The following is a 3,686-nucleotide window of genomic DNA, read 5'->3' on the forward strand; positions in this document are numbered from 1 at the left end:
CCCCCGGTGTGCGCGAGGGCGCGCGTCAGGTTGCGGCGTACACCTTCTCGACGAATTCGGCGAGCTGCCGGTCGGAGATGTTGCGGGCCAGGTCGGCCTCGCTGATCATGCCCACGAGCCGGTTGCCCTTGGTGGAGTCGATGACGGGGACGCGCCTGATCTGGTGCGTCTCCATCATGTCGAGGACGTCGTTGAGATCGGCGTCCGCATCACACCAGTGCAAGGTGCCGCCCAGTTCGCCCGCCGGCACCTCGGCGGGGTCGCGGCCTTCGGCGCAACAGTGCAGGACGATGTCGCGGTCGGTGATGAGACCCTTGAGCTTGTCATCGGTACCGCAGATCGGCACGGCCCCGACGTCGAGCTCCTTCATCATCTTCGCGGCGTCCATGAGGGACGAGTTCTCCGACACGCACTGCGCGCCGGCGTGCATCACGTCGCGGGCCTTGAGATTCGTCGTGTCCATGGCAGGCCTGTTCCCTTCGGTGGAATACCGGGTTTCTCGATCACAACAGACACCCGGCGACTCCGCCACTCGGGCGACACGACGCCGATCCCGGGCCTCGTTCTCGCGTGCATCCGGGGCGGTCCCTCGCGCACCGACCACTGTGCAGGTGCAAACTGTGCCCGGCCCGCGACGGCCGGGACATCCAGGCAATGACGTGGGGTGATCCCCCGCTCACCCGCGTGTGTTGCGCCCCCGGCAGGAATCGAACCTGCGACCAAGCGCTTAGAAGGCGCCTGCTCTGTCCGCTGAGCTACGGGGGCTGGGCGATTGAGGATCATGCACGGGATCCGGCCGCGGCACAACACAATAGAGGCGGTTCAGGCTGGTACTGCCCCCACTGCATCGACCGTTACCTGATCAGACGCAGTTGGCGGCCAGAATGTGATCAGGACGCGCTGGTGTTCAGGCCAAAACGGACAAGGAAGACCATGCGACCCTGTCGGCGGCCGTGCCGGGTGGCTTCGGTCCGGCCGGATCGTGACCATCCACCCTGCGAGGACATACCTCAATGAACCATAAGAACACGACCGAACCGCTTCGTGCCGCACTCATCGGGTACGGCCTCGGCGGCGCCGCCTTCCACGCGCCCTTTCTCGCCGCGCTGCCCGAGTACGAGCTCGGTGCCGTGGTCACCGGGAACCCCGAGCGCGCGGCGGCGGTACGCGGGCGGTACGGCGACGAGGTCGAGGTGATCCCCGCAGCCACCGAGCTTTTCGCGCGCGGCGACGAGTTCGACGTCGCCGTGGTGACGGTGCCCAACCGCTTCCACGCCGCGCTTGCGCGCGAATCGCTCGCCGCGGGCCTCCACGTCGTCGTCGACAAGCCGTTCGCGGGCACCGCCGAGGAGGGGCGGGCCCTCGCCGCCCTCGCCGAAGCCCAAGGCCGCACGCTGTGCGTTTTCCAGAACCGGCGCTGGGACGGCGATTTCCGGACACTGCGGGATCTCGTCGAGCGCGGCCAACTCGGCGACGTCCGCCGTTTCGAATCACGCTTCGAACGCTGGCGCCCGGAGCCGGCGCTCGGGGCGTGGAAAGAGGACCCCGACCCGGCCGCCCTCGGCGGCATCCTGTACGACCTCGGCAGCCACCTCATCGACCAGGCCGTCGCGCTCTTCGGCCGCCCGCTGCGGGTGTACGCCGAACTCGACCGCAGCCGTCCGGGCGTCGAGGTCGACGACGACTCGTTCGTGGCACTGACCCATGCACAGGGCGTGCGCTCGCATCTGTGGATGAGCGCGACGGCCGCCGATCTCGGACCCCGGCTGAGGGTGCTGGGCAGCAAGGCGGCTTTCGTGAAGTACGGACTCGACGTGCAGGAGGCGGCGCTGCGGACGGGCGGCGTGCCCGGCTCCGACGGTTGGGGCGACGAGCAGGAGGACGGCTGGGGACTGTTGGGTACGCCCGGCGACGGGCGGACCGTACCGACGTTGGCCGGCGCGTACCAGGACTTCTACCGCGAGTTCGCCGCTGCGGTACACGGCGACGGACCCGTGCCGGTGCCGGTCGCCGAGTCCGTGGCGGTGCTGGAGGTCATCGAGGCCGCGCAACGCTCGTCGCGCGAAGGCGCGGTCGTCACCTTGGCAGACCCGGACGCTTGACGCACAGCGATCGCGCAGCCCCGCGCGGCCCGGCGGAGCCCCGCACCGGGCGGGCCCACGCGGGGTAGGGGTGCATGGCTTGACGCCCCCGCGCGCGCTCGTGCGGCCGGATCCCTTGCATCGCCCTGCCCCGCACGACGGGGCTCCGCGTTGCGCAGCCTTCGTGGCCGTGTCCGTACCGACGGGTCCGGCGTCGCGCACCCTGAGCCCAGGCACCTCCGCGCGTCCGCCCCGGCCGGGTTCCGGGCGGCGGCGCGCTTCGTGGCCACGTAACGGCAACCCTGCACGGCGCCGAGCGGGAAGCGTTTGTCACCGAAACGGGTGGGTGCGTTCCATTCGGATCTGGGGATGGTGCAGAGGTGGTGATGACGCGGTGAACCAAGGCGAGGGTTTTTCCGAGGCGGTCGCCCGCATCTGGTACGAGGCCCACGACGCCCGCCTGCCCCTCGATCTTCCCCGCGCCGACGAAGCCCGCCGCGCCCGGCGCGAACTCGTCGCCCAGATCGACGACTACATCCTGCCCCGACTGCGCCGCCCCGAGGCCCCTCTGCTCGCCGTGGTCGGCGGTTCCACGGGAGCGGGGCGTTCGACGCTGGTCAACTCGCTCATCGGGCGCGAGGTCAGCCCCGCAGGGGTCCTGCGTCCCACCACGCGCATCCCCGTCATGGTGTGCCGCGCATCGGAGCGGCACTGGTTCGCCGGCGCGCGCGTGCTGTCCGGCCTTCGCCGGGTCGCGGGCGGACCGCGGTCGGCCGACGAGGGGCCCTCGATGGTTCTGCACGTGGACGACCGTGTGCCGGCCGGGCTCGCCGTCCTCGACATCCCCGACATCGACTCGGTCGACGCCGACCGCGATCTCGCCGTACGCCTGCTCGGCGCGGCCGACGTGTGGTTGTTCGTGACGACGGCCGCCCGCTACGCCGATTCTGTGCCGTGGCATCTGCTGCGCGTCGCACACGAACGCACAACGGAGATCGGCATCGTGCTCAACCGCGTGGCCGAGGACGAACTCGAAGAGGTACGCGGCCATTTTGCTTCTCTTCTGGACGACGCGGGCCTGGGCCGCGTGCCGTTGTTCGCACTGCCGGAAATGCCGCTTGCCCGGCACATGTTGGCCCGCCGCCACATCGCACCGGTGCGCAACTGGCTTTACGAGCGGGCGACTCGGCCGGACGCGCGAGAGGCGGCGGTCCGCCGCACACTCGGCGGTGCGCTGCGCAGCCTTCCGGCACGCGCGGATGTCGTCGCCCGTGCAGCCGGACGTCAGCACGACGCCGCGGCCACACTCGCGCAGTGTGTCGAACGCGTGTATGCCGCGGCGCGCCGCCACCTGGACGCCTCCCTCGACGAAGGCGCGCTGCTGAGCGGAGAAACACTTGCCCGCTGGCGTGCGTGGCACGCCGCGGGTCTGCCCCCGACCGCCGCGCCCGAGCTTGAACGAGCGCTGGGTGAGGCCGCCGCGGGCCTGCTGCGCGACGTGGCCGAGCGGGCCGCGGATGTGACCGAGAGATGTTGGCGCGGCCGGCCGGGCGGGCCGGATCTCATCGCGCGGACGACCGGACCGGGCGCGCTCACCGGCAGGGG

3 protein-coding genes and 1 tRNA gene are annotated in these 3,686 nt (G+C 71.0%); 2 read left to right on the forward strand and 2 right to left on the reverse strand.

The genetic code is table 11. From position 1 onward, the window contains the following. Window positions 1-25: 25 nt before the first annotated feature. The gene (locus tag ACRX5W_RS06555) at window positions 26-463 is read right to left on the reverse strand and encodes a CBS domain-containing protein (protein ID WP_436786987.1); all 438 of its coding nucleotides are present in this window, start codon (window positions 461-463) and stop codon (window positions 26-28) included. 229 nt (window positions 464-692) lie between these two features. Further along, a tRNA-Arg gene (locus tag ACRX5W_RS06560) sits at window positions 693-765 on the reverse strand. Between the two features lie 248 nt (window positions 766-1,013). Between ACRX5W_RS06560 and ACRX5W_RS06565 the strand changes: the two genes are divergently transcribed. Together ACRX5W_RS06565 and ACRX5W_RS06570 are read left to right on the forward strand one after the other, a co-directional pair. Continuing rightward, window positions 1,014-2,102 (forward strand): Gfo/Idh/MocA family oxidoreductase, encoded by a 1,089-nt coding sequence (locus ACRX5W_RS06565; RefSeq protein ID WP_436786988.1) that lies wholly within the window; start codon window positions 1,014-1,016, stop codon window positions 2,100-2,102. Window positions 2,103-2,475: 373 nt separating this feature from the next. After that, the coding region (locus ACRX5W_RS06570; RefSeq protein WP_436786989.1) for an ATP-binding protein at window positions 2,476-3,686 on the forward strand (1,211 nt) is incomplete at its 3' end.

Source organism: Yinghuangia sp. YIM S10712 (assembly GCF_051388935.1).
Classification (GTDB): domain Bacteria; phylum Actinomycetota; class Actinomycetes; order Streptomycetales; family Streptomycetaceae; genus Yinghuangia.